Source organism: Sphingomonas tagetis (assembly GCF_024211275.1).
Taxonomy (GTDB): Bacteria; Pseudomonadota; Alphaproteobacteria; order Sphingomonadales; family Sphingomonadaceae; genus Sphingomonas; species Sphingomonas tagetis.
Map to the genome: position 1 here is coordinate 420,155 of NZ_JAMLDX010000001.1, position 23,040 is coordinate 443,194.

Consider the following 23,040-nt stretch of genomic DNA (forward strand, 5'->3'; position numbering starts at 1 on the left):
ATGGCAACGCGCGGCGATGGGCTGGGGACCAACATCGGCGGCGTTTTGCCGCGACTTGACGGGTGACGCTCGTCACCGCCGCCGATAAGGTGCGGATATGTTGAAACATCTGCTCGCCGCCACGGCGCTCGCCACCGCCCTCCCCGCTCTCGCCCAAACCGATCCCGCCGCGTTGCGCGACGCCGCGCTCGAGGATGAGATCGCGTGGGACATCACCGAAGGGATCACCACCGAAGTCGGCCCGCGCCTCGCCGGGACGCAGGCCGAAGCGCGCGCCCGCGTCTGGGCGGTGAAAAAGCTGACCGCGCTCGGCTTCAGCAACGTCCGCAGCGAACCCTTCAAGATGAAGACCTGGGTGCGCGGCGAGGAAAAGCTCGAAGTGCTCGCGCCCTTCCCTCAGCCGCTCGCGCTCACCGCGCTCGGCAATAGCGGCGCGACGCACGCCACGGGGCTCGAAGCCGAAATCGTCTATTTCCCGACGCTCGCCGCGCTGGAAGCCGCGCCCGCGGGCAGTCTCAAGGGCAAGATCGCCTTTGTCAGCCATTCGATGACCCGCACGCAGGATGGTTCGCAATATGGCCCGTTCGGCGCCGCCCGGCGCTCCGGCCCGGCGACCGCTTCGCGCAAGGGAGCCGCAGGCATTCTGATCCGTTCGATCGGGACCGACTATCACCGCAACCCGCATACCGGCGGCACTGGCTTCCCTGAGGGCGTGACGCCGATCCCCGCCGCCGCGCTGTCGCTGCCCGATGCCGAGCAGCTCGAACGCATCCTCAAGCGCGGCCAGCCGGTGAAGGTCAGGCTCACGCTGACCCCGAAGCAGGTCGGCACCACCGAATCGGGCAATGTCATCGCGGATGTGCCAGGCAGCGATCCCGCCGCGGGTATCGTCGTCGTCGCCTGCCACCTCGACAGCTGGGACCTCGGCACCGGCGCGTTCGATGATGGCGCAGGCTGCGGCATCGTCGCTGCTGCGGCCAAGCGCATCATGGATGCCGGCCAGCCGCGCCGCACGATCCGCGTGCTGTGGGCGGGCGCAGAGGAAGTCGGCGTGTTCGGGGGTGCGGCCTATTTCGCAGCGCACAAGGGGGAGAAGCATGCGCTCGCCGCCGAATCCGACTTCGGTGCCGACCGCGTCTGGCGCGTCGATTTCAAACTGCCCGACACGGCCAATGCCGTCGCCGATCGCGTGGCGACGGCGCTCGCCCCGCTCGGCATCGCGCGCGGCCAGCAACCGGCCGGCGGCGGCGCGGACGTCGCTGCGCTGGTCGCGTCGGGCGTCGCGGGGATCGATCTGCAGCAGGACGGGTCGCGTTATTTCGACCTGCACCACACCCCCGACGACACGCTCGACAAGATCGATCCGGCGCAGCTTCGCCAGAATGTCGCGGCGTGGACGGCGATGCTCGCGGTGGTCGCGAATGCCCCTGAAGAATTGGGTGCGGCGCAATAAACCGTGCCACAATTCCGTCGCATTTCGCCTTGCTGTGGAATGAATACCCATTGACGGCGGCGTAACGGGCGTTATTCCGACTAACTCGCACGGCAATCGGGCCGGGGCGAACCGATATAGTTTTGCTTGGGAGCAAACGAATGAAGAAGATCCTCATCGTCGCTGCCGCGACCGGCCTGATGTCGCTCGCCGCTTGCAACGAGACCGTCACGACCAACAACACCGCCGAGAACGTTGCCGAGGCTCTGGAAGAGAGCGCCGACAACCTCGAAGCAGCTGCCGACAACGCCACCAACGAAGTCGCCGAGGACGCGCTCGAGAACGCTGCCGACGCGACCGAGGAAGCTGCTGACGCGGCTGGCAACGCGGTCGAGTAATCGATCCGCGTCTCCGGTTCCTCGCGAGCCGGGAGATACGAAAGGGCGTCCCTCGGGGCGCCCTTTTTGTTTGTCCGCGGCGGGTCAGCCGGCAAATTGTGGCAATTGATACTCAAAATGGTGATGCATAGCGGTTCCGCGGTGCAAAATGAGTAACGCTTGCATTGCACCATATCAATTTAGGTTCATCACTTGTTGTCCATTTGGGGAATGGGCAAGTCATTGGCGTTCAATCGTTTCGTTACCGGAATACGCTGAACTCATGGCGTTCGATCCGGCACAGCCGCAGCATCAGGAATCCGGGCCGCTGGCGGGGCCGCGACTGGATATGCTGTTGCTGGAATATGGCGTCTGCGCGATGTCGGCTGCGATCGCCCATTTCGGCACGCTCTCCCGCGCCATCCTGTTCGCCGCCGCGGCGCGCGCCTGCGGCCCCTTCGAAGCGGCACCGGTCCGTGCCGGACGGCCGGTCAGCGTCAATGCGCTCGCCGCATCGCTGCGCCGTCCGTTCGAAACCACGCGGCGCAACGCCAATGCGCTGATCGCCATGGGCCTGCTCGTCCGCTCCGACGGCGGCCTCCAGATGCCTACACAGGCGATCACCGATCCGCGCGCCGCCGCTTTCAGCGATGCGTGCCACGACCTGCTTGTCCGGCTGATCGAGGATGTTCGCGCATCCAATCTCGCGCTGCCGGCCCCGCGCACCGACATCGCCTATGATCCGCGCGCCGGCGTCGGCATCGCGTTCGACCTGTTGCTGGCCGGCTTTGAATGCCGCGACGGCGACGACCGCAATCTGATCCGGATTGCGCTGCTCACCGCGATCGAATGGGCCAATGCGCGCTTCGGCGGGCGGCTCGACGGGACGAGACAGCTTGCCCCGGTCAAGCCCAGCATGATCGCGCGAACGCTCGGCCTGCCCTATGCGACCGCCGCCCGCAATCTCGACCAGCTGGTGCGCGACGGCGCGCTGGAACGCTCGCCGGACGGGCTGATCGTGCCGCGCGATCAGTTGTCGAGCGTGGCCGCCACGGATGCACGACTCGCGCTCGGCAACCGCGCCCGCCAGCTGCTCGGCCGGCTCGCACAGGCAGGCTTTCCGCTCCACCAGCCCGCGCTGGGCTATATCCGCGCCCGCCCGCCGCTTCCCGCCCTCGGCTAAGGAACCGCGCCGCGCTCCACCCGTTCGGGTTGCAATCCAATTCAAGGAGCAACCCCATGCCAACGCCGCAGGAACTCGAACAAAAATTCTGGAAAGCGCTGAAGAGCGACCGCACGCTCTTCCTGGGCCTCGACGGCGTCGATGACGGTCACGCGCAGCCGATGACCGCGCTGACCGATGGCGATCACGGCCCGCTCTGGTTCTTCACCACCAAGGACAACGGCCTCGTCCAGTCGCTCGCCCAGGGGCACCGTGCGATGGCGCATTTCGCCTCCAAAGGGCATGAGCTGTGGGCGACGCTCCACGGCAACCTGAGCACCGATAACGACCGCGCGGTCATCGACCGGCTGTGGAATCCGTTCGTTGCGGCCTGGTTCGAAGGCGGCAAGGACGATCCCAAACTCCAGTTGCTCCGCCTCGACACCGAGCGCGCGCAGATCTGGCTCAATGAGAACAGCCTGTTCGCCGGCGTGAAGATGCTGCTCGGCGCCGATCCCAAGAAGGATTATCAGGACAAGGTCGCCGAGGTCTCGCTGGCCTGACGCCCCACAACCAAACGGCCTTTTTACGGTCGCGCAACGAATCCGGCGTTGCGCGACCGCTGGCCGGAACTCTACAGACCCGCTGAAGCGCCACGCGAACGGGTCGGCGGCTTTGCAAGGACATCATGGCCGCCCACCCCTTCGCCATTCACAATTATCGCGCCTATTGGATCGCCCGCTTCGCTTCGACGCTGGCGAACATGGCGATGGTCGTGGTCATCGGCTGGCAGGTCTATGACATCGCGCGCCAGACGATGGGCGTGCAACAGGCGGCGCTCCAGCTCGGCCTGATCGGCGTCGCCCAGTTCCTGCCGCTGCTGGTGCTGTCGCTCGTCGCCGGCTGGGTCGCCGACCGCATCGACCGGCGTTGGATCGTCCGCGCTTCGATCGTGCTCGAGCTCGGCTGCGCCGCGGCGCTCGCCTGGCTGACGGCAAACGACGCGATCACCCTGCCCGCCTTGTTCGGCATCGCCGCACTGCTCGGCGTCGCCCGCGCCTTTGTCGGTCCGGCGCTCTCGGCGCTTTCACCAAACCTTGTCCCCGCCGCCTCGCTGCCGACCGCGATCGCGCTGAGCGGGCTGGCATGGCAGATCGGATCGATCGGCGGCCCGGCAATGGGCGGCTATCTCTACGCTGCCGATCATGCATTGCCCTATATCGTCTCCACCGGCCTTTTCCTGCTCGCTCTGGCGATGATGATGATGGTGACCCCGGTGCCGCGCGCGAACATCAAGACCGGCGCGCATCCGTTCGCCCAGATGGCCGACGGCCTGCGCTATGTGAAACGCAACCGGCTGGTCTATGGCGCGATCTCGCTCGACATGTTCGCGGTGCTGCTGAGTGGCGCCACGGCGATGCTGCCGATCTACGCCCGCGACATCCTCCAGATCGGCGCCGACGGGCTCGGTCATCTGCGCGCCGCACCCGCGGTCGGCGCGGTCGCGGTGGCGCTGATCCTCTCCTGGCGTCCGCTCAAGACCAATGTCGGCGTGAAGATGCTGTGGTCGGTGATCGGCTTCGGCATCGCGACCGCCATATTCGGCTGGGCCGGGCCGCTGATGACCTACTGGTGGGGTCCATCGATGATCGGCAGCGACGTTGCGCCCGCCGTAATCGTCTCGCTGGTCGCCTTGGCGGCGCTCGGCGCGTTCGACATGGTGTCGGTCTATATCCGCTCGTCGCTGATCCAGCTCTATACGCCCGACTCGATGCGCGGCCGGGTGGGCGCAGTCTCGACGCTGTTCGTCTCCAGCTCGAACGAGCTCGGCGAAGCCCGCGCCGGCTTCCTCGCCGCCGCGATCGGCCCGGTGATCGCAACCGCGGGCGGCGGCATACTCGCCATCTTGGTAACCGCGCTCTGGGCGCGTATCTTCCCCGAACTGCAGCGGGCGCGAACATTTGATCCGCCCGTGGACCTTGCGGAGCCTATTCCTGAGGAGACGAAGACGTGAAAGCAAACACCATCCTCGAGACGATCGGCAATACGCCGCACATTCGCGTCCAGCGCCTGTTTCCCGGCGCCGAAGTGTGGATCAAGTCCGAGCGCTCGAACCCCGGCGGTTCGATCAAGGACCGCATCGCGCTCGCCATGGTCGAGGCGGCGGAAGCTGACGGCAGCCTCAAGCCGGGCGGCACGATCGTCGAACCGACCAGCGGCAACACCGGCGTCGGCCTGGCGATGGTCGCGGCGGTCAAGGGCTACAAGCTCGTCCTCGTCATGCCCGAGAGCATGAGCCTCGAGCGCCGCCGGCTGATGCTCGCCTATGGCGCGAGCTTCGACCTCACGCCGCGCGAAAAGGGCATGAAGGGCGCGATCGAACGCGCGCTGGAGATCGTCGATTCGACTCCGGGCGCATGGATGCCGCAGCAGTTCGAAAACCCTGCGAACATCGACGTGCATGTGAAGACGACGGCTCAGGAAATTCTCGCCGACTTCGCCGATTCACCGCTCGACGCGATCATCACCGGCGTCGGTACCGGCGGCCACATCACCGGCGTTGCCGAAACGCTCAAGAAGAGCTGGCCGGGCCTCAAGGTCTATGCGGTGGAACCCGAGCTTTCGCCGGTGATCTCGGGCGGCCAGCCCGGCCCGCACCCGATCCAGGGGATCGGCGCCGGCTTCGTGCCGCGCAACCTGCACACCGATTCGATCGACGGTGCGATCCAGGTCGATGCCAATGACGCGAAGGAATATGCCCGCCGCGCCGCGCGCGAGGAAGGCATCCTCGTCGGCATCAGCTCGGGCGCGACGCTGGCGGCGATCGCCAAGAAACTCGGCGACCTGCCTGCCGGATCGCGCGTGCTCGGGTTCAACTATGATACGGGTGAGCGCTATCTCAGCGTGCCGGACTTCCTGCCAGAAAGCTGAGCGTTGCTGCGATTCGTCCCATCCCGGCGGCGGTTCGCCGTCGCCGGATGGTTCCAACTGCGTCACGACTGCGTTAAGGGCGTCGACCCTTCGTAACAGGACATCCGTTCACTCGTGACTTCCGCCATTGCTCCACACGCCGCCGAACGCACAATCGCGCCCGGCCTCTGGATCGCGATGGCGCTGACGGCACTGGCGGTCATTCTGGCGCCGCTGCTGATCGTGCTCACGATGCCGCGCGTCGTCGTCGCCGATGCCGAACTGGCGAAGATCAGCCGCCCCAAGCGTGTCGTGCCCAAGGCCGAGCTGCCGCAGGTCGAACCGGTCGAACTCGCCGCGCTTCCGATGGACAAGGCGCGCGAATTCAACGCCGCTATCCCCTTCTCCACCGCGCCCAACCCGGCGGCGCGCCCGTTCGTGATCACCGGCTCGCCCGACGATCAGGCGCGCGCGGTCGACTGCCTCGCCGCGGCGACCTGGTATGAGGCAGGTGACGATGCGGTCGGCCAGCGCGCAGTCGCGCAGGTCATCCTCAACCGGATGCGCCACCCGGCCTTTCCCAAGACGGTCTGCGGCGTGGTGTTCCAGGGACAGGAGCGGCGCACCGGCTGCCAGTTCACCTTCACCTGCGACGGCGCGATGACGCGAGCCCCGTCCGCCGCAGCCTGGGTACGCGCGCGCGAGATCGCGCGGATCGCGCTCAACGGCGGGGTCGAACGCAAGGTGGGCCACTCCACCCATTACCATACCGACTGGGTCGTGCCCTATTGGAGCGCCAGCCTCGACAAGGTTGCCGAGATTCATACTCACTTGTTCTTCCGCTGGACCGGTTGGTGGGGCACGCCGCCCGCCTTCCGCCGCGGCTATGCCGGCGCCGAACCGGTGATCGCCAAGATGGCATGGCTGTCCCCGGCGCACGCCGTCGCTGGCGCGGCCGATCCGGCGCTGGCGATGATCGACGGCGTGGTCGATCCCGCCTCGATCCCCGACGCCGCCATTCCCAAGCCTGCGACCAGCGGCGACGCCAACACCTTCCATGTCGCGCTCGACCGCAAGCTCGGGGAAGAAGGCTTCGCCGCACTCGCGATTCGCACTTGCGGCGAGCGGCCCTATTGCAAGTTCCTCGGCTGGAGCGATCCGCGCAAGGTGCCGCCCGCCGGCGCCGCGCTGACCCCCGCCCAGCTCGAGAGCATGTCGTTCAGCTATCTGCGGGATCAGGCGCAGGGCTATGGCAAGGCGTTGTGGAACTGCACTGAATATAAGCGGCCGAGCCCGGTGCAGTGCATGCGCCGTGCGCCGGCCGCGGTTGCGCCGCCCGCACCCGCCGAACCATCAGCGGCGAAGCGCGCTGCGGCGCCCGACGGGCTGGCCGGCGTGCGCCGCAAGGGTGAAGTCGCGCCGCCGATGGTCAGCGTTCCCGTCCCGCAACCAAGCCCGGCGCCAAATTCGGCTCCGTCACGACCTCGTTCTAATTGAGTTCAGACCCTAGTCGACCCGCGCGATCAGCCCCGCCGCCAGCGCCCGCGCATCGGGCAGGTTCACATCCACCACATCCGGCGCGCCGCGGCCCTTGGCGCCCGCCGTATCGACCAGCACGCTGGCGACGCCCAGCAGCCGCTGGAGCCAGGTCGCGTGCAGCGTGACCACCTGCACATTGTTCGCCGGCACGGTCCAGTCGCGCTGCGCGACGACGCCGCGCATCACCTGCAATCCGCAGCCGGACAGCGCGAAGCGGTGGTAGCGCCGCTGCAGCAGCGCCGCGGCGGCCATCGGCGGCAGGACCAACAGTCCGATCAGCGCCAGCGGCGTCAGCAGCACAGTAGCGAGCAAGATCGCGGCGAGCGGCGCGGTGACGGTGCGGATCAGCGACCGCACCACATGCCCCGCCCCCACCGGCCTTAGCGGCAGCCGCTCGAACGGCGGCAGCCCCGCGATCCGCATGAGTTCGCTGACCTCTGCTTCCGTGGCGAGCGGCGCCAGCAGCTGACGGCCGGACGGATCGTTGCTCCCGCCCAGCGTCTGCACGCTCAACGCCTGCCACCCCAGCCAACCGCGCAACGGTCCGCGCTGCACCAGCGCAAGCTGGATGCGCCGCATCGCCACCACCACCTCGCTCCGCGTCAGCAATCCGCGCGTGCGCCGGAACCGCCCCTCGCCGGCGCGCAGCGTGAAGCCCCAGTCGCGCAGCAATGTGCTGATCACCCCGCTCACCACGCCCAGCGCCAGTGCGAGGGCCGCTACGATCAGCACCGCGTTGACGCTGAACCGCGCCTGCGCCTCGGCCCGCGCCGCGCCGGCATAGTCCTTGATCTGATCCCAGCCGAAATCGATGAACTGGTCGAGGAACTGGATCGCACCGAACAGCGCCGCCAGCCACACCAGCGAAAAGCTGAACAGCCCCAGCAGCAGCACCCGGCCCGGCGACATCGCGAACACCACCGGCAGCGCGTGCGGCTCGGCCGGCGCCGCCACTTCGCCCGTTTCCACCGACGCCGCGACCCGTTGCCCGCGCAACGCCGCCCGCAACCGCTGCGCCTCGGCCAGCGACACGCTGTCGAGCACCGCCTCGTCGGCATCGCCGCCGCCCGTCTCGACCCGCACTTCCGCCAGCCCGAACAGCCGGTGCAGCAACTTGCGCTCGATCGACACGTCCTGGATGCGTTCGAGCGGGATCGACCGGCGGCTGAGATTGAGCAGCCCGCGCTCGATCACCAGTTCCTCGGCTCCGACCGTGTAAGTAAAGCGCCGCCATTTCAGCCACATGAAGAACAGCGCAAAGCCTCCGGCGATCGCCGCGATCAGCAACGCCCAGCCAAAGCCACGCCCCGACATCCACCCTGCAAAGATCGGGATCGCCAGCACATTCTGCGGCGCCTTGCGCAAGAAGGTGATCGCGACCGTGCCGGGATGCATGCGCCTCGGCGTGCCGTCGGCTACCACGGTTCGGCGCTCAGCTTCGCTCGGATCGCGTCGCGGATCTCCTCGGCGGTGGCGCGCGAGATGCCGGGCAGATGCACCGTGCTGTGGGTGGTCCCGGCGGTATGCAGCACCAGGGTCGCCACGCCGAACATCCGCTCCACCGGCCCCTGCGTCACATCGATATGCTGAACGCGCAGCGCCGGCACGATCGTATGGCTTTGCGTCAGCCAGCCCTGCGCGACATGCAGCTCGCGCCCCGTCCACGCCCAGCCCCACCGCGCCCAGCGGCGCGGCGCGGCGATCAGCACCGACCACAGGCCGATCAGCACCAGCACAAGCGGCGCGGCCCACACGGGCAACCACGTCCATTCGCGGCTCAGCGCATAGCTCGGGATCGCCGACCCGATCGCGGCGGCGGCGAAGAACACCGCACCGCTCAGGCGCATCGCATTGAGGTGACCGCGTTCGAGCGGCTGGAGGGGCACATCTGGCAACAGCATGTCCCGGTTATGCCGTGCCGCCCGCGCCGCTCAAGCGAAACCGTTACGCTGCCCGAAACATCTCCGGCGGCAGCGCCATGATCGACTCGGCGCCGCCCTCGATCTTGCGGCGCAACGCCCCGGCATCGGGCATGATCCGTTCGGCATAGAAGCGCGCGGTGACCAGCTTGGCCTCGAGGAACGCCTTGTCGTCGCCACCCTCGGCCAGCGCCGTCACCGCAGCATCCGCCATGCGCAGCCACATCAGCCCGATCGCAACGATCCCCATCAGCTGCATATAGCTGTACGCGCCCGCCGCGACCTGATTGGGATCCTTCATCCCATTCGCCATGAACCACATCGTCGCCGCCTGAAGCTGCCCGTTGGCCTTCTCCAGCGCCTCGGCAAAGCTCGCCAGCTCGGGCTGGCCCTTCGCCACCGCGACCTCCTCGCCGACGATGCGGAACAGCGCCTGCACCGCCCGCCCGCCATTCTGCGCGAGCTTGCGGCCGACCAGGTCCATCGCCTGCACGCCGTTGGTGCCTTCGTAGATCATCGCGATCCGCGCATCGCGGACATATTGCTCCATCCCCCATTCGGCGATGTAGCCATGCCCGCCATAGACCTGCTGGCTGTCGGTCGCGATCTTGTAACCGGCATCGGTGCCGACACCCTTGATCACCGGGGTCAGCAGCCCGACCAGATCGTCTGCCAGCTGCCGCTCCTCCTCGCTCGCCGCGGCATGGGCGAGGTCGACCTGGAGGCCACCCCACAGGCACAGCGCGCGCAGCCCTTCGGTCATCGCCTTCGCTTCCATCAGCATGCGGCGCACATCGGGATGGACGAACAGCGTGTCGGCCTTTTCCGCTGGCTCGGCAGCGCCGGTCAGCGCGCGCCCCTGCCGCCGGTCCTCGGCATATTGCACGGCGTTCTGGAACGCGACTTCGCCCACGCCGAGCCCTTGCAGGCCGACGCCCAGCCGAGCCGCGTTCATCATGATGAACATCGCGGCGAGGCCCTTCATCTCCTCGCCGACCAGCCAGCCGGTCGCCCCGTCATAGTTCATCACGCAGGTCGAATTGCCATGGATGCCCATCTTGTGCTCGATCGAGCCGCACGACACGGCATTGCGCTCGCCCAGCGACCCGTCGTCGCCGACCATGAACTTGGGCACCACGAACAGCGAAATGCCCTTGCTGCTTTCCGGCGCGCCCGGCGTCTTGGCCAGCACCAGATGGATGATGTTGCTGGTCAGGTCGTGCTCGCCCGCCGAGATGAAGATCTTGGTCCCGGTGATCGACCAGCTGCCATCGGCCTGCGGCTCGGCACGGGTCTTGATGAGGCCCAGATCCGTGCCGCATTGCGGCTCGGTCAGGTTCATCGTCCCGCTCCACTCGCCCGAGATCATCTTCGGCAGATACTTGGCCTGCTGCTCGGGCGAACCCTTGACCAGCAGCGAGGAAATCGCGCCGTGCGTCAGCCCCGGATACATCGCGAAGGCCATGTTCGAGCTGATCATATATTCCTGAAACGCGGTCGAGATGACGTGCGGCATGCCCTGCCCGCCAAATTCCTCCGGCGCGCTCAACGTGCCCCAGCCGCTCTCGACGAACTGCGCATAGGCTTCCTTGAATCCGTCCGGCGTCGTCACGCTGCCGTCGGCGTTGCGCGTGCAGCCCTGCTGGTCGCCCGAATGGTTGATCGGGAACAGCACCTCGGCGACGAAGCGCCCGCCTTCCTCCAGCACCGCGTTCACCACATCGGGCGACGCGGCGGCAAAGCCCGGCAGATTGGCGTAGCGGTCGATCTTGAGCACCCGGTCGAGCACGAAACGCGTGTCGCGCACCGGCGGCGTATATTGCGGCATCTTCGGCTCCTATTTGGCGGGTTCGGCGCGGCCTTCCAGCACGGCCACAAAGTCTTCCAGTTCCGAGATCGCGGCGTCGAGATCGACCTTCTGCCGCTCGAGCAACTCGATCCGCGCGCGGCACTTGTCGAGCGTCACCTGATGCTGCGTGCGCCGGTCGTCGCCGACATCGTACAGGTCGATCATCTCGCGGATTTCGGCGAGGCTGAACCCGACGCGCTTGCCGCGCAATATCCACGCCAGCCGCGCGCGGTCGCGGTGCGAATAGATGCGCGCCAGCCCGCGCCGCTCGGGCGAGATCAGGCCTTCATCTTCGTAGAAACGCAGGGCCCGCGCCGTCACCTCGAACTCGGCGCACAGGTCCGAGATCGAAAAGCTCTCCTTGTCGGGCCGGGCTTCGGTCGGCGCAAAGCTGGCCACCGGCTTCATGGTCGTTGCCATGCCGGTGTTTTACGCCCACCTTACGTTAACGTCAATCGCTACAGAGGCGGGTTCCCTCGGCGGTCCGCAGCGCCCCCGCTTCCGCTGCGGATTCGCTCAGCCGCTCCACGTCCAGCGCGGCGAACGAAGCGCGCGGCCCGCATAATTTGACGCAGGCATCGGGCATGTTCGCGGGAAAGATGATGCGTTCGCCGTCGAACCGGGCATCGAATGCGCACGCGGCGCCGCTCTTGCCCTTCAACTCAACCGACAGCGTCCCGCCCGATCGCCGGGCAGTGCCGATGCCGGTGCAGCTCAGCCCGTCGCCATAATCGACGAACGCGCCGATTCGGTAGCTTCCGCCCTGTTTCACCACGCACACCCGGTCGGTGTCGCGCGCATAAAGGCCGGTAACGTCGGTATCGCCGGGATCGCGCACCAGCCCGCGCTCGACCGCCGCGGATTCGAGATCGGGCGGACTGGCCGGCTGGTTGCCGGAAGGGCCGCCCGAGCAAGCGGCGAGGAGCAGGAACGTGGTCAATATCCTCCCCCGCCAGGGGGAGGATAGAGTGAAGCCTTCCCGTCTCACCCGCGCACCAGCTTCCCGTCATCGATCCGCCGGAAGAAGCACGACCGCTCGCCGGTGTGGCACGCCGGCCCCGCCGCCTCGACCTTCAGCCACAGCGCGTCCTGATCGCAATCGATCCGCGCTTCGACCACGCGCAGCACGTTGCCGCTGCTCTCGCCCTTCTTCCACAGCCGTCCCTTGCTGCGCGACCAGAACCACGCCTCGCCGCTGTCCAGCGTCTTGGCCAGCGCATCGGCATTCATATGCGCCAGCATCAGCAATTCACCGGTCGCGGCGTCGGTCGCGACCGCGGTGATCAGACCATTGGCGTCGAACTTGGGGTCGAGGGTCAGTGTGCTGTCACGGGCATCGGTCATGCAACGCTGTTAACGCCGCTGCGCCGCGCCGCCTAGCGCATCTTGCGGAACGGCGCGGCGCACTTGCCGCGCTCGCCCTGTGTGCCGAACCACGGCTGGTCGAAGCTCAGCCCGCCATTCGCGTCGATCGTGAACTTCGCCTCGGCCGCGAAATCCGCCGGCTTGCTCCCGGTCACTTCGGTCAGGATCAGCCGGTCCCCCTCGACCCGCCATTTACCGTGATAATCCTTGCTGCCGTGAAACCGCGGCCCCAGCGCGACGGCGAAATCGCCGCTGCGCTCGAACACCAGGTCGAACAGCCGCGTCGGCTCGGCACAGGCGTCAACGCCTTCCTGCGTCCAGAATCCGACCAATGGCGAGGCGACTGGCACGATCACCTCATAAGTCTCACTGATCCGCTTGCCGCGAAACATCGCGGAAACCGTGAACTTGCTGCCAGCCCTGGCGGCTGCGGCGACCGCGATCGTCTTGCGGTCGGACGACAGCCTGGCGAGCTTGGGGTCCGATACGGTCCAGCCCGAGAAACACTTCACCGGCAATTCGTCGAGCGCGCCGGGATTGGTGGTGTAGATCGGCTTCATGGCGACCGTCTCGCCTGCCTTGACCTTCGGGGCCGAGCGCGCTGCGAGCACCACCACGCCGCGGTCGGCGGGCACCCTGCACCGTTCGGGGTCGAAATCACGGTCCTGCACGGGCGCACTCGCCAGCATCGCCATCAGGGTCAGAAACGCCAGCATGCTTCCTCCGATGCGCCGACGCTAGCGCCGCGCGGAACACCGGGTCAACGCATTGCTTTCAGACCAATTGGGTCATGAAATGGGTGCCGCGCCGCACCGGCGCGACACCCGATCGGCCTCAGGCGCGCAGATCGAAGCGATCCGCGTTCATCACCTTGGTCCACGCCTTGACGAAGTCCTTCACGAACTTTTCCTCGTGGCCGTTCTCGGCATAGACTTCGCCCACCGCACGAAGTTCGGCGTTGGACCCGAAGATCAGGTCGGCGCGCGTCGCCCGCCAGGTCTCGCCGCCGCCCTTGCGGTCGGTCGCGACATATTCCTGATCGTTCGATCCCTCGACCGCCTTCCACACATTGGTCATGTCGTACAGGTTGACGAAGAAGTCGTTGGTCAGTTGCCCGGACCGCCTGGTGAAATGCCCATGGCCGCGCTCGCCATGATTGGCGCCGAGCACGCGCAAGCCGCCAATCAGCACGACCATCTCCGGCACCGACAGGCCGAGCAGCGACGCACGGTCGAGCATCATCTCCTCGGTCTTCACCGCCAGCTTCTTCTTGCCGAGATAGTTGCGGAATGCGTCCGCATCCGGCTCCATCACCGCGAAGCTGTCGCCATCGGTCTGTTCCTCGGTCGCGTCGCCACGCCCGCCGGTGAACGGCACCGCCACGCTGGAGCCGGCATCCTTGATCGCCTTCTCCAGCCCGACCACGCCGCCGAGCACGATCGCGTCGGCCAGCGACAAATTGCCGCGCAGCCCGTCGAGCGTGCCAAGCACCTTGGCCAGCATGTCGGGCTCGTTGACCTCCCAGTCCTTTTGCGGCGCGAGCCGGACGCGCGCGCCGTTGGCGCCGCCGCGATGGTCCGACTTGCGATAGGTGCTGGCCGAGGCCCATGCCGTCTTGATCAGCTGGCTGACGGTAAGACCGCTGGCAGCGATCTTGGCCTTCACCGCCGCGACATCGGCGTCCGACGGCGTCGTCCCCGCCGGAATCGGATCCTGCCAGATCAGGTCTTCCGCCGGCACTTCCGGGCCGAGGTAACGGACCTTCGGCCCCATGTCGCGATGGCACAGCTTGAACCAGGCGCGGGCGAAGGCGTCCTTGAACGCTTCATGGTCGTTGCGGAATTTCTCCGAGATCACGCGGAATTCCGGATCGACCTTCAGCGCCATGTCGGCGGTGGTCATCATGGTCGGGACCTTGATGTTCGGGTCCCAGGCGGCCGGCGCCTTGTCCTCTTCCTTCTGGTTGACCGGCTGCCATTGCTGCGCGCCGGCGGGCGAGTGGACGATCTCGTACTCGTAATCGAGCAGCAGGCGGAAATAATTCTCGCTCCAGCTGGTGGGCGTGTTCACCCACGAACCCTCGATCCCGCTGGTCACGCTATGCTCGCCGATACCACCGCTCTCGTGCGTGCTGACCCAGCCGAAACCCTGCGCGGCAAGGTCGCCACCCGAAGGCGCCGCGCCGAGCAGCGAGGCGTCGCCATTGCCATGCGCCTTACCGAAGGTGTGCCCGCCCGCGGTCAACGCCACGGTCTCCTCATGATTCATCGCCATGCGCTCGAACGTCGCCTTGATGTCGCGCGCCGATTGCAGCGGATCGGGGTTGCCGCCCGGCCCCTCCGGGTTGACGTAGATCAGCCCCATCTGGATCGCGGCGAGCGGGCCTTCGAGCTCGTGCATGCCGTGCTCGGGGGCGATGCGAGTCTGCACGCCCTGATTGACCCATTTGTCCTCCGAGCCCCAATAGATGTCGCGCTCCGGCTCGAACACGTCGGCACGTCCGCCGCCAAAGCCGAACACCGGCCCGCCCATGCTCTCGATCGCGACGTTGCCGGCCAGGATGAACAGATCGGCCCAGCTGATGCTCTGGCCGTATTTCTGCTTGATCGGCCACAGCAGCCGCCGCGCCTTGTCGAGATTGCCGTTGTCGGGCCAGCTGTCGAGCGGCGCGAAGCGCTGCTGCCCGCTATTGGCGCCGCCGCGGCCATCGGCGGTGCGATAGGTGCCCGCCGCGTGCCACGCCATGCGGATGAAGAATGGCCCGTAATGCCCGTAATCCGCCGGCCACCAGGGCTGGCTATCGGTCATCAGCGCGGTGAGATCGGCCTTGAGCGCGTTGTAATCGAGCGCCTTGAACGCCGCGGCATAGTCGAAATCGTCGCCCATCGGGTTGGACGCGCCGTTGGGGTTGAGGATTTCGGTGGCCAGCATTTCGGGCCACCAGTCGCGGTTGGTGCGTCCCAGCAGCGCGCGGACACCGCCATCGCCGTTAAACGGGCAGCCGCCGCCGTCGATCGATCCAGTCTTGGCGTCCATGAGCAGGTCCCTCCTATGATTATGTTGGAGCGAGGCTAGCCGCACGGCCCGCCCCCCGGAAATTAGATAAACAGGTCAACGAAAGTGAGAGAATCGATCAAGGCAGCCGCACTAGATCGATCGTATCGAACAGGCTCGGAATTAGAGCCCTAATGATCGCGGATCGAATCGATCAGCTCGTCCTTGTCCATCGTCGAGCGCCCCTCGATGCCGATCGCCTTTGCCTCATCGTACAATTCGTCCTTCGAACGGTTTTCGAGATGCGTGCTTTCGTGATTGAGCGTGCCAGCCGCCTTGGCATTGGCGATGCGCGCCGCCTTCTCCTTCGATGCGCCGTCCTTGCGCAGATCCTCGTATAATTTGTCGTCCTTGATCGTCGGTCCGTGGTCCTTCGCCATGGTCGCCTCCTTCGTCGCGCTACCAACGCAGCGGAAAAGCTCAGGTTCACCCGACTGCATGTGACAAACAGGCGACAAAGCCGGAATGGCTGCCTATATGCCCGCGGATCGACACCGATTCCCCGCGAAGGGCCGATGCTGACCACTAATCCATATGATGACGACAAGCTGCGCGAAGAGTGCGGCGTCTTCGGCGTTGCCGGTGCCGACGGAGCCGCCGCGCTCGTCGCGCTCGGCCTTCATGCGCTCCAGCACCGCGGGCAGGAGGCTGCCGGCATTACCAGCTGGGACGGCACTCATTTCCACACGCATCGTGCGATGGGCCATGTCGCGGGCAATTTCGACCGCGACGAGGTCATCCGCGCCCTGCCCGGCACCGTCGCCTGCGGCCATGTCCGCTATTCGACCACCGGCGAGACTGCGCTGCGCAACGTCCAGCCGCTCTATGCCGAGCTGGCCAGTGGCGGCTTCGCCGTGGCTCACAATGGCAACATTTCGAACGCGATCCACCTGCGCCGCGAACTCGTCCAGCGCGGGTCGATCTTCCAGTCGACCTCGGACACCGAGACGATCATCCATCTCGTCGCGACCAGCGGCTATCGCGACCTGCTCGACCGCTTCATCGATGCGTTGAAGCAGATCGAGGGCGCCTATTCGCTGATCTGCATGACGCCCGAGGGCATGATCGCCTGCCGCGACCCGCTCGGCGTTCGCCCGCTGGTGATGGGCAAGCTCGGTGACAGCTTCATCTTCGCCTCGGAAACGGTCGCGCTCGACGTGGTCGGCGCCGATTTCGTGCGCGCGATCGACCCCGGCGAAATGGTCATCGTCAAGGATGGCGAGCTCCGCTCGCTGCGCCCGTTCAGCGCGATCGCGCCGCGGCCGTGCATCTTCGAATGGGTCTATTTCTCGCGCCCCGATTCGATCGCCGAGGACCGATCCGTCTATTCGGTGCGCAAGGCGATCGGCGCTCAGCTCGCGCTCGAATCGGGCGTCGAAGCCGACATCGTCGTCCCGGTCCCCGATTCGGGCGTCCCCGCCGCGATCGGCTATGCGCAGGAATCGGGCATCCCGTTCGAGCTGGGCATCATCCGCTCGCACTATGTCGGACGTACCTTCATTCAACCGAGCGCGGAGGTCCGCCGCCTGGGCGTCAAGCTCAAGCACAACGCCAATCGCGACCTCATCCACGGCAAGCGAATCATCCTGGTCGACGATTCGATCGTGCGCGGCACCACCAGCCTCAAGATCGTCGAGATGATGCGCGAGGCCGGCGCCGCCGAGGTGCATATGCGCATCGCCAGCCCGCCGACGACGCACAGCTGCTTCTACGGCGTCGACACGCCCGAACGCTCGAAACTGCTCGCCGCGAAGCTCAACGTTCAGGGCATGGCCGATTTCATCAAGGCCGACAGCCTCGCCTTCATCAGCATCGACGGTCTCTACCGCGCGCTGGGCGAGAGCGAGCGCCGCAGCGTGCTGCCCAAATATTGCGATGCCTGCTTCACCGGCGACTATCCGACGCCGCTGACCGACCATAACGAGCAGGCGCTGACTCAACTCGCGCTCCTCGACGAACCGGCCTGAACGAGCATGACCACTGAAAACCAGGCGCGCGTCGCGCTCGTCACCGGCGCGAGCCGCGGCATCGGCGCGGCCACGGCGAAGGCGCTGGCGGCGCAGGGCTATCACGTCGTGCTTACCGCGCGCACCGCTGGCGGGCTGGAGGAAGTCGAGGAAGCGATCTTCGCGGCGGGCGGCAGCGCCACCATCGCGCCGATGGACCTGACCGAAACCGATTCGATCCCGCGCCTCGCCGCAGCGGTCGCGGAGCGCTGGGGGAAGCTCGACCTGCTCGTGCTCAACGCCGCCGCACTCGGTACGCTCGCCGCGATCGGCGCCTATGATCCCAAGGAAGTCGCCAAGGTGCTCGCACTCAACGTCAGCGCTCAGGCGGCGTTGCTCGGCGCGTTCGACCCGCTGCTGCGCAAGTCCGAGGCGGGTCGCGTGATCGGCCTCAGCTCCACCGTCGCGCGCCAGCCGCGCGCCTTCTGGGGTCTGTACGGCGCGACCAAGGCGGCGTTCGAGAATCTGCTGCTGAGCTATGGCGAGGAAGTGCGCAACCTCACCAAGGTCCGCGTCGCCATCGTCGATCCCGGCGCCACTCGCACCAAGATGCGCGCCCGTGCCTATCCCGGCGAAGCGCCCGAGAGCGTCAAGCCGCCGGAAGTCGTGGCCGAAGCGATCACGGCGCTGCTCGCGCGGGACTTCGAAACCGGTGCGTTCGAGAAAGTCAGCTGAGTTACCGCTCCAGCGGCTCGTCCATGACGATCACGATGTCCTCGTCCACTGCTGCTTGCTCGTCGAGTTCGTCGGCCGTGAACTTCTCGCGGTTCATCACGAAGCTGCCGTGATAGCCTGAAAAGCGCCATTCGCCGGTCACTTCGGTCCCGTCGCCGCTGATCGTCCCGGCATAGGCGACCGAATGCGCCAGCGCGCCGGCCGGGTCATATTGCTTGGTGAATTTGAGCTGCGAGGCCATGCGGCTGCCGTCGACAAAGGCGCGGCGGACCTCGTCTTGCCCGGTGGTGTCCGGTTCGGTGATCGTCCCGCTGACTTCGCCCACCAGCTCCTCGAGATGGGCGATGAAGCTGTTCTCCTCGACCTCCGCCGATCCGGCGAAATAGCGGCCATACCAGACGCCGCTGACATCGTGCGGATCGTCCATCAGCTGCTGTGATCCGCGACGATCTTCCAACCCTTCGCCTCGCGCCGGAACAGCAGCGAGGTCATGCCCGTCATCGCCGCCCCGCCCGCCGCCGGCGTCAGCGTCCAGCGCGCCACCAGATGCGCGTGCGTCCGACCGATCAGCTGGAACTCCTCGAACCTGAAACTCAGCGCCGTCCGCTTCGGCCGCTCACCCGGTCCGAACTGGTCGGGATAGTTCTTCACATAGCGCGCCCGGATCGGCCCCAGCCCGCGCTCGACGCCCTTCGATCCGGTGAAGGTGATCCCCGGATCGTTCGAATAGATCGCCAGGAAGGCGTCGAGATCGCCGCGGTTCCACCCTTCCGCGCTGTCCTCCATCGCCGCTTCGATCTGGATACGCGAATCCGGCCGCTCTTTCGCTGCGACCGGCAGCGCGGTCAGCAGCATCAGCAACGGCACCAGCCAGCGCATCATCGGCTCTCTCCCACCAGCGCCGCTAACTCGTTCACGGTCAGCGGCTCGGCACACAGGAAGCCCTGATAGAATTGGCACCCTTCCTTGGCGAGCAGTTCGAGCTGTTCGGCTGTTTCCACGCCCTCGGCCACCACCGCCAGCCCCAGCGAGCGCGCCATGTCGATCACGCCGCGCACCACAACCCGGTCACGCACCGATCCGGCGATGTCCTGAGTCAGCTTGCGGTCGATCTTGAGGTAATCGAGCGGCAGCGCCTTGAGATAGGCGAGGCTCGAATAGCCCGTCCCGAAATCGTCGATCGCCACCCGGCAGCCCGCGGTGCGCAACTCCGCCAGCAGCCGCGATGCGTCGCCGATATCGGCGATCAGTCCGCCCTCGGTAATCTCGACCGTCAGCCGCGAACGGGGAAAGCCGCTGCCATCGACCCAGTCGAGGAAGAGATCGGCGAAATTGCTGCGCGCGACATCGGCCGACGTCACGTTCACTGCGAGCCGTAACGCACTCATCGCCGCCGGCCAGCGTGCGGCCTGCGCCAGTGCGAGCCGCTGGACATGCTCCGACAGCGCCAGCGCCAGTCCCGCGCGCTCTGCCGCCGCGAACAGTGTCTCGGCGCCGATCTCCCCCAATCCGCGATGCCGCCAGCGCGCCAGCGCCTCGACGCCGACGATCGCTCCGGTCGCCACCGCCACTTGCGGCTGGAAGCGCAGCTCGATCTCGCCCGCGTCCATCGCGCGCCGCAGATCGACCGCCAGCCCATCGAGTGATGGACCCGTGCCCTCGCTCGTTTCGCCCGCCAGCGCTTCGCTCACGCGCTTGAGCAATGCCGCCACGTCCTCGCCCGGTGCCGCCCGTACAGCCGCGACGCGCGCACCCATCGGCGCGATCTCGTCGCCGATCACGAACGGACGGGCAAGCACTTCGGCGATCCGCGACTCCGCGGCGTCGAGCGCATCGGGGTCGGCATCCTCGCTTGCGATCAGGAATTCCGCACCGCCCATCCGCGCGGTGATCGCACGCTTGCCGAGTGTTTCGCGCGCTGTCTCGGCCACGCGCGCCGACGCTGTCCGCAGCACCATGTCGCCCGCCGCGCGGCCATAGGCCGTGTTGACCAGATCGAAGCGGTTGAGCACCGCCAGCACCACCGCCGCGGGCCGCCCGTCCGACAGCCGCCGCTGCAGCCAGCGCCGCGCGCCGGCGGCGTCGCGCACGCCCGCCAGCGCCTCGCGTACGGCCGCCCCGGCATCGACCAGCCCAAGCCGCTCGATCAGCGCATGGACGCGGCCGGTCCGCGCATCGACTTGCAGATGCTCGACCACGCGGCCCGCGCCGGCCAGTTCGTGGGCAAAGGCGGTCGCCTGCACTCCCTCGCGCAACCGTCCCAATGCCGCACGCAGCGCCTGCCGGTCATCGGCCTCGACCCGGCGCAGCATGGCGCGCAGCGACGGCGCCTCGCTCAGGCCGAGCAAGCTCGCCAGCGCCGGCGTCACCTGCACCGAATCGAGCGCGGGGTCGTAGCGCCAGCCAAGCGCCTCGACCATTTCCGGCACGACGGCGCCCTCACCGCCGACTCGTTCGGCATGCCGTGCCGCGAAGCGCAGCGCCTGGACGAATTCGGCTTCGCGCATCGGGCTGGCGAGAAATTGGGTTGCGCCCGCGTCATAGAATTCGCCGAGCCGAGCCGCATCGTTGCGGGACACCAGCACCAGCAGCGCGCAGCCGTTGGCGCCGACCGCGCCCGCCAGCGCACGCACCGCGGCCAGCCCGTCCTCAACCGCGCCGCGGGCATCGACCACCGCGACCGCCGCGCCGCTGGCGATCAGCCGCCGCTCGACACCGTCAATCCGCCGCGCCGCGACGACCTGCCAGCCCGCGCCCGCGGCCAGCGCCGCCAGCTCGTCGCGCTGGCGAAAGGAAAGCATGAAGATGGGCCGGTCGCGTCCGGGGTTCGGGGCAGCGGCGGTTGGCGCGCGATCGGTCATTGCCCCCTTCACTAACGCAACGCTTGCTGCGAAGCCATGAACGGCTTAGCTCGGTCTGGCAATGCATGACGCACCCGCCCTGATCGACCGCCATGGCCGCACGATCCGTTACCTGCGGGTTTCGGTGACCGACCGGTGCGATCTGCGCTGCCGCTATTGCATGGCCGAGAAGATGAGCTTCCTCCCGCGCAGCGAGTTGCTCGCGCTCGAGGAGATCGCGCTGATCGCCGAGCGTTTCATCGCGCGCGGTGTCACCAAGATTCGGCTGACCGGCGGCGAACCGCTGGTACGGCGCGACGCCATGGATCTCGTCCGGCGGCTCGGACGGCATGTGGGCGCCCAGGGAAAAAATGGGGGTCTCAACGAACTCACCCTCACGACCAATGGCACGCGGCTGACCGAATATGCCGGCGCGCTGGCGGACGCCGGCGTGCGCCGGATCAACGTCAGCCTCGATAGCCGCGACCCCGAATTGTTTCGTCACATCACGCGACACGGCGATGTCGCGCAGGTGCTCGAAGGGATCGACGCCGCCCAGGCCGCGGGCCTGACCGTCAAGATCAACATGGTCGCGCTCAAGGGCCTCAACGACGCCGAAATCGCGCCGATGCTCGAATGGGCCGGTGCGAACGGCATGGACCTGACGCTGATCGAGACCATGCCGCTCGGCTCGATCGATGAGGACCGTGCAGACCGTTTCGTGCCGCTGACGCAGGTGTTCGACGATCTTTCGTCCCGCTTCACGCTCAGCCGGGACGCGCACCAGAGTGGCGGCCCGGCGCGCTACTGGCGCGTTGCCGAAACCGGCGGCCGGCTTGGGCTGATCTCGCCGCTCACCGGCAATTTCTGCGACACCTGCAACCGCGTGCGACTGACCACCGAGGGCAAGCTGTTCACCTGCCTCGGCCATGAGGATCAGGTCGATCTCAAGGCCGCGATCCGCGCCGGCGGGCTCGACGCGGTCGATGCCGCGATCGACGAGGCGCTGGCGGCGAAGCCCGCGCGGCATGACTTCAACGTCGAGCGCGGCGCCGCGCCTGCGGTTGGCCGGCACATGAGCGTGACCGGCGGATGAGTTTGCGCCGGGCGCTCGCCGCATCGCCGACCAACCCGGCCGAAACCGCTGCGCATGAGTTGCTGGCCGCGCATGACTGGGCGAGCCTCGACGATGCCGAGCTGCTGGTCGCGCTGGGTGGCGACGGCTTCATGCTGCAGACGTTGCACACGATGCTCGAGCGGCACCGGATATTGCCGGTGTTCGGGATGAATCTGGGCACGATCGGCTTCCTGATGAACGAGTGGCGCCCGGATGGCCTCGACGAACGGCTCGCCCGCGCCAAGCCGTTCAAGGTCACGCCGCTGGTCATGACCGCCACCACGGTCGAGGGCGAAACCCATGTTCTCCCGGCGATCAACGAGGTCTCGCTGCTGCGCGAAACGCGTCAGACCGCCAAGCTCGAGGTGACCGTCAACGACCGCATCGTGCTGCCCGAGCTGGTGTGCGACGGCATCCTCGTCGCGACGCCGGCAGGCTCGACCGCGTATAATCTTTCCGCGCACGGCCCGATCCTTCCGCTCGGGTCGCAGATGCTGGCGCTGACCCCGATCAGCCCGTTCCGCCCGCGGCGCTGGCGCGGGGCGATCCTGCCGGAAAAGGCGCGCATCTCGCTCAAGGTGCTCGATCCCGCCAAGCGCCCGGTCAGCGCCGTCGCCGACCAGCGCGAAGTACGCGACGTCGCGCGCGTCGATGTCCAGATCGACCAGCGCCGCGACCTCACGCTGCTGTTCGACCCCGAACATGCGCTCGACGACCGCATCACCATGGAGCAGTTCGTCGGCTGAAAAATCTTGCCGTTGAGCGCTTGCAATGCGCCGAACCGCTTCGTATAGG

The 23,040-nt window shown here is 67.2% G+C and carries 23 protein-coding genes; 11 read left to right on the forward strand and 12 right to left on the reverse strand.

All coding sequences use genetic code 11. The features are described 5' to 3' along the window. Positions 1-97: 97 nt before the first annotated feature. The 7 genes from M9978_RS02105 (at position 98) to M9978_RS02135 (ending at position 7,378) form a co-directional block, all read left to right on the forward strand. On the forward strand, positions 98-1,453 hold the full coding sequence (locus M9978_RS02105) for a M20/M25/M40 family metallo-hydrolase (RefSeq protein ID WP_254291189.1): 1,356 nt from the start codon (positions 98-100) through the stop codon (positions 1,451-1,453). Between the two features lie 140 nt (positions 1,454-1,593). Next, positions 1,594-1,830, forward strand: a complete 237-nt coding sequence (locus tag M9978_RS02110; RefSeq protein ID WP_254291190.1) for a hypothetical protein — start codon at positions 1,594-1,596, stop codon at positions 1,828-1,830. A 262-nt stretch (positions 1,831-2,092) separates the two neighbouring features. Next, positions 2,093-2,992: a hypothetical protein gene (locus M9978_RS02115; protein WP_254291191.1), complete on the forward strand. Its 900-nt coding sequence runs from the start codon at positions 2,093-2,095 to the stop codon at positions 2,990-2,992. Between the two features lie 56 nt (positions 2,993-3,048). After that, positions 3,049-3,534 carry a pyridoxamine 5'-phosphate oxidase family protein gene (locus M9978_RS02120; RefSeq protein WP_254291192.1) on the forward strand — a complete coding sequence of 162 codons (486 nt, stop codon included), beginning with the start codon at positions 3,049-3,051 and terminating at the stop codon, positions 3,532-3,534. 125 nt (positions 3,535-3,659) lie between these two features. Continuing rightward, entirely contained in the window at positions 3,660-4,985 is a 1,326-nt protein-coding gene (locus M9978_RS02125; RefSeq protein WP_254291193.1) for an MFS transporter, read from the forward strand. After that, positions 4,982-5,902 (forward strand): cysteine synthase A, encoded by a 921-nt coding sequence (gene cysK, locus M9978_RS02130; protein ID WP_254291194.1) that lies wholly within the window; start codon positions 4,982-4,984, stop codon positions 5,900-5,902. Before M9978_RS02125 ends, cysK begins: the two co-directional genes overlap by 4 nt. Before the next feature lie 177 nt (positions 5,903-6,079). Next, a complete protein-coding gene (locus M9978_RS02135; protein WP_254291195.1) occupies positions 6,080-7,378 on the forward strand; it encodes a cell wall hydrolase in 1,299 nt (432 codons plus the stop codon). A 9-nt stretch (positions 7,379-7,387) separates the two neighbouring features. Here the strand turns inward: M9978_RS02135 and M9978_RS02140 are convergent, their stop codons facing one another. The 9 genes from M9978_RS02140 to M9978_RS02180 form a co-directional block, all read right to left on the reverse strand. Continuing rightward, entirely contained in the window at positions 7,388-8,815 is a 1,428-nt protein-coding gene (locus M9978_RS02140; RefSeq protein WP_254291196.1) for a PH domain-containing protein, read from the reverse strand. Between the two features lie 20 nt (positions 8,816-8,835). After that, on the reverse strand, positions 8,836-9,321 hold the full coding sequence (locus tag M9978_RS02145) for a PH domain-containing protein (protein WP_254291197.1): 486 nt from the start codon (positions 9,319-9,321) through the stop codon (positions 8,836-8,838). A gap of 43 nt (positions 9,322-9,364) precedes the next feature. After that, positions 9,365-11,167, reverse strand: coding sequence for an acyl-CoA dehydrogenase C-terminal domain-containing protein (locus M9978_RS02150; protein WP_254291198.1), 1,803 nt, complete (start codon positions 11,165-11,167; stop codon positions 9,365-9,367). A 9-nt stretch (positions 11,168-11,176) separates the two neighbouring features. After that, positions 11,177-11,608 (reverse strand): MerR family transcriptional regulator, encoded by a 432-nt coding sequence (locus M9978_RS02155; RefSeq protein WP_436977160.1) that lies wholly within the window; start codon positions 11,606-11,608, stop codon positions 11,177-11,179. Positions 11,609-11,639: 31 nt separating this feature from the next. Next, complete coding sequence (locus M9978_RS02160) at positions 11,640-12,128, reverse strand: hypothetical protein (RefSeq protein WP_254291199.1); 489 nt, start codon at positions 12,126-12,128, stop codon at positions 11,640-11,642. A 44-nt stretch (positions 12,129-12,172) separates the two neighbouring features. Then, on the reverse strand, positions 12,173-12,532 hold the full coding sequence (gene hisI / locus M9978_RS02165; protein WP_254291200.1) for a phosphoribosyl-AMP cyclohydrolase: 360 nt from the start codon (positions 12,530-12,532) through the stop codon (positions 12,173-12,175). A gap of 32 nt (positions 12,533-12,564) precedes the next feature. Beyond that, on the reverse strand, positions 12,565-13,269 hold the full coding sequence (locus tag M9978_RS02170; RefSeq protein ID WP_254291201.1) for a hypothetical protein: 705 nt from the start codon (positions 13,267-13,269) through the stop codon (positions 12,565-12,567). A gap of 118 nt (positions 13,270-13,387) precedes the next feature. Next, a complete protein-coding gene (gene katG, locus M9978_RS02175) occupies positions 13,388-15,589 on the reverse strand; it encodes a catalase/peroxidase HPI (protein ID WP_254291202.1) in 2,202 nt (733 codons plus the stop codon). A 149-nt stretch (positions 15,590-15,738) separates the two neighbouring features. Continuing rightward, entirely contained in the window at positions 15,739-15,987 is a 249-nt protein-coding gene (locus M9978_RS02180) for a DUF7218 family protein (RefSeq protein ID WP_254291203.1), read from the reverse strand. Positions 15,988-16,122: 135 nt separating this feature from the next. Between M9978_RS02180 and purF the strand changes: the two genes are divergently transcribed. Together purF and M9978_RS02190 are read left to right on the forward strand one after the other, a co-directional pair. Further along, positions 16,123-17,574 (forward strand): amidophosphoribosyltransferase, encoded by a 1,452-nt coding sequence (purF, locus tag M9978_RS02185; protein ID WP_254291204.1) that lies wholly within the window; start codon positions 16,123-16,125, stop codon positions 17,572-17,574. 6 nt (positions 17,575-17,580) lie between these two features. Continuing rightward, positions 17,581-18,288, forward strand: coding sequence for an SDR family NAD(P)-dependent oxidoreductase (locus tag M9978_RS02190; protein ID WP_254291205.1), 708 nt, complete (start codon positions 17,581-17,583; stop codon positions 18,286-18,288). Position 18,289: 1 nt separating this feature from the next. On the opposite strand, the gene M9978_RS02195 is transcribed toward M9978_RS02190, so the two are convergent. From M9978_RS02195 to M9978_RS02205, 3 genes are read right to left on the reverse strand one after another with little or no spacing between them, the layout of a single operon-like run. Continuing rightward, the gene (locus tag M9978_RS02195) at positions 18,290-18,715 is read right to left on the reverse strand and encodes a hypothetical protein (RefSeq protein ID WP_254291206.1); all 426 of its coding nucleotides are present in this window, start codon (positions 18,713-18,715) and stop codon (positions 18,290-18,292) included. After that, the gene (locus tag M9978_RS02200; RefSeq protein WP_254291207.1) at positions 18,715-19,170 is read right to left on the reverse strand and encodes a YybH family protein; all 456 of its coding nucleotides are present in this window, start codon (positions 19,168-19,170) and stop codon (positions 18,715-18,717) included. The genes M9978_RS02195 and M9978_RS02200 overlap by 1 nt, the downstream gene beginning before the upstream one ends. Next, a complete protein-coding gene (locus M9978_RS02205) occupies positions 19,167-21,149 on the reverse strand; it encodes a putative bifunctional diguanylate cyclase/phosphodiesterase (protein WP_254291208.1) in 1,983 nt (660 codons plus the stop codon). Before M9978_RS02205 ends, M9978_RS02200 begins: the two co-directional genes overlap by 4 nt. 61 nt (positions 21,150-21,210) lie before the next feature. Here M9978_RS02205 and moaA point away from each other — a divergent pair, with 61 nt between their 5' ends. After that, entirely contained in the window at positions 21,211-22,224 is a 1,014-nt protein-coding gene (gene moaA, locus M9978_RS02210; RefSeq protein WP_254291209.1) for a GTP 3',8-cyclase MoaA, read from the forward strand. Continuing rightward, a complete protein-coding gene (locus M9978_RS02215) occupies positions 22,221-22,991 on the forward strand; it encodes an NAD kinase (protein ID WP_254291210.1) in 771 nt (256 codons plus the stop codon). Before moaA ends, M9978_RS02215 begins: the two co-directional genes overlap by 4 nt. Positions 22,992-23,040 lie beyond the last annotated feature (49 nt).

What these genes read in the sequence shown, in the direction of transcription:
- M9978_RS02170 (WP_254291201.1), bottom strand. Translation starts at nt 13,269, where the DNA reads ATGCTGGCGTTTCTGACCCTGATGGCGATGCTGGCGAGTGCGCCCGTG.
- M9978_RS02115 (WP_254291191.1), top strand. Translation starts at nt 2,093, where the DNA reads ATGGCGTTCGATCCGGCACAGCCGCAGCATCAGGAATCCGGGCCGCTG.
- M9978_RS02125 (WP_254291193.1), top strand. Translation starts at nt 3,660, where the DNA reads ATGGCCGCCCACCCCTTCGCCATTCACAATTATCGCGCCTATTGGATC.
- M9978_RS02135 (WP_254291195.1), top strand. Translation starts at nt 6,080, where the DNA reads ATGGCGCTGACGGCACTGGCGGTCATTCTGGCGCCGCTGCTGATCGTG.
- hisI (WP_254291200.1), bottom strand. Translation starts at nt 12,532, where the DNA reads ATGACCGATGCCCGTGACAGCACACTGACCCTCGACCCCAAGTTCGAC.
- M9978_RS02105 (WP_254291189.1), top strand. Translation starts at nt 98, where the DNA reads ATGTTGAAACATCTGCTCGCCGCCACGGCGCTCGCCACCGCCCTCCCC.
- M9978_RS02150 (WP_254291198.1), bottom strand. Translation starts at nt 11,167, where the DNA reads ATGCCGCAATATACGCCGCCGGTGCGCGACACGCGTTTCGTGCTCGAC.
- moaA (WP_254291209.1), top strand. Translation starts at nt 21,211, where the DNA reads ATGCATGACGCACCCGCCCTGATCGACCGCCATGGCCGCACGATCCGT.
- M9978_RS02120 (WP_254291192.1), top strand. Translation starts at nt 3,049, where the DNA reads ATGCCAACGCCGCAGGAACTCGAACAAAAATTCTGGAAAGCGCTGAAG.
- M9978_RS02190 (WP_254291205.1), top strand. Translation starts at nt 17,581, where the DNA reads ATGACCACTGAAAACCAGGCGCGCGTCGCGCTCGTCACCGGCGCGAGC.
- M9978_RS02205 (WP_254291208.1), bottom strand. Translation starts at nt 21,149, where the DNA reads ATGACCGATCGCGCGCCAACCGCCGCTGCCCCGAACCCCGGACGCGAC.
- M9978_RS02155 (WP_436977160.1), bottom strand. Translation starts at nt 11,608, where the DNA reads ATGGCAACGACCATGAAGCCGGTGGCCAGCTTTGCGCCGACCGAAGCC.
- M9978_RS02140 (WP_254291196.1), bottom strand. Translation starts at nt 8,815, where the DNA reads ATGCATCCCGGCACGGTCGCGATCACCTTCTTGCGCAAGGCGCCGCAG.
- M9978_RS02110 (WP_254291190.1), top strand. Translation starts at nt 1,594, where the DNA reads ATGAAGAAGATCCTCATCGTCGCTGCCGCGACCGGCCTGATGTCGCTC.
- M9978_RS02215 (WP_254291210.1), top strand. Translation starts at nt 22,221, where the DNA reads ATGAGTTTGCGCCGGGCGCTCGCCGCATCGCCGACCAACCCGGCCGAA.
- M9978_RS02200 (WP_254291207.1), bottom strand. Translation starts at nt 19,170, where the DNA reads ATGATGCGCTGGCTGGTGCCGTTGCTGATGCTGCTGACCGCGCTGCCG.
- katG (WP_254291202.1), bottom strand. Translation starts at nt 15,589, where the DNA reads ATGGACGCCAAGACTGGATCGATCGACGGCGGCGGCTGCCCGTTTAAC.
- M9978_RS02145 (WP_254291197.1), bottom strand. Translation starts at nt 9,321, where the DNA reads ATGCTGTTGCCAGATGTGCCCCTCCAGCCGCTCGAACGCGGTCACCTC.
- M9978_RS02195 (WP_254291206.1), bottom strand. Translation starts at nt 18,715, where the DNA reads ATGGACGATCCGCACGATGTCAGCGGCGTCTGGTATGGCCGCTATTTC.
- M9978_RS02180 (WP_254291203.1), bottom strand. Translation starts at nt 15,987, where the DNA reads ATGGCGAAGGACCACGGACCGACGATCAAGGACGACAAATTATACGAG.
- purF (WP_254291204.1), top strand. Translation starts at nt 16,123, where the DNA reads ATGCTGACCACTAATCCATATGATGACGACAAGCTGCGCGAAGAGTGC.